At 64.0% G+C, this 536-nt stretch carries 1 protein-coding gene; it reads left to right on the top strand.

From position 1 onward, the window contains the following. Positions 1–370: 23S rRNA (adenine(2030)-N(6))-methyltransferase RlmJ (gene rlmJ / locus CVH10_RS17065; RefSeq protein WP_146142964.1), on the top strand; the 370-nt coding region annotated here is incomplete at its 5' end. Between the last annotated feature and the right edge of the window lie 166 nt (positions 371–536).

Here is a 536-nt window from a genome sequence, read left to right as displayed (position 1 = left end):
GGCCAGGGCGCGCGGGCCGCTGGTGCTGATCGACCCGCCGTTCGAAAAGCCCGACGACTATATCCGTGCGGCCGAGACGGCGGTCGCCATCGTGCGGCGCGATCCGTCGGCGACCGTGGCGATCTGGACGCCGCTGAAGGATCTGGAGACCTTCGACGCCTTCATCCGCAAGCTGCAGGGGCGGGCGGGGCCGACGCTGGTGGCGGAGGCGCGGCTGAGGCCCCTGACCAATCCGATGAAGATGAACGGCTGCGCCATGGTGGTGGTCAATCCGCCGGCGGGTGCGGAAACGGCGGCGCGCGAGGTGTGCGGCTGGGTGGCGAACGCCCTGGGCGAGGCCGGCGGCAAGGCCGAGGTCTGGACCTTCTGAATTCTTGGACTGCGAAAAAAACAGTCCAACGCCTCCAAGTGGTGGTCTCCTGCAGTCCTAAACCGCGCACTCTAAGGGCGGTTGAAAGAGGGGTGGTAGGTCGACGCTGTTGGATTTTAAGTTATTGATTTATTTAATAATTATGGGGCCCTGTCCCTCTCGTGAA

It is taken from the genome of Halomonas sp. ND22Bw (assembly GCF_003011945.1).
GTDB lineage: Bacteria > Pseudomonadota > Gammaproteobacteria > Pseudomonadales > Halomonadaceae > Halomonas > Halomonas halophila.
This window is presented reverse-complemented; position numbering and strand designations above follow the sequence as displayed.